Raw genomic sequence first — 581 nt, 5'->3', positions numbered from 1 at the left:
CGATCGGCGGCACGCTGACCTCGTCGCTGACCTTCTCGACGGCTTCCACCCCCGTTCAGGACGTCGTCGCGCAGACCTCGCGTGCCAATCTGGTCAACCAGTACAACAACATCCTCCAGCAGATCGACTCGACCGCGCAGGACTCCTCGTTCAACGGTGTCAACCTGCTCAACGGCGATCAGCTCAAGCTGGTGTTCGACGAGACTGCCAAGTCGAGCCTGAGCATCACCGGCGTGACCTACAACTCCAAGGGTCTGGGCCTTGCTGCGTTGACCAGCGGTGTCGACTTCATCGACAATGCGGCCACCAACAAGGTGCTCACCAACCTGAACACGGCGTCCAGCACGCTGCGCTCGGAAGCTTCTGCTCTGGGTTCGAACCTGACCATCGTGCAGGTCCGTCAGGACTTCAACAAGAACCTGATCAACGTGCTGCAGACCGGCTCGTCCAACCTGACCTTGGCCGACACCAACGTCGAGGCGGCCAACAGCCAGGCGCTCTCGACCCGCCAGTCGATCGCGGTCTCCGCGCTGTCGCTGGCCAACCAGTCGCAGCAGAGCGTGCTGCAGCTGCTCCGCTAA

Annotated in this window: 1 protein-coding gene; it reads left to right on the top strand. The window is 62.1% G+C overall.

The window, feature by feature from the left end:
* Positions 1–581: flagellin (locus AX729_RS17805; RefSeq protein ID WP_283807806.1), on the top strand; the 581-nt coding region annotated here is incomplete at its 5' end.

It is taken from the genome of Bradyrhizobium sp. CCH5-F6, assembly GCF_001556045.1.
GTDB lineage: Bacteria > Pseudomonadota > Alphaproteobacteria > Rhizobiales > Xanthobacteraceae > Bradyrhizobium.
Note: the sequence above shows the minus strand (reverse complement) of the source record. Positions and strands in the feature narration are given on the sequence as shown.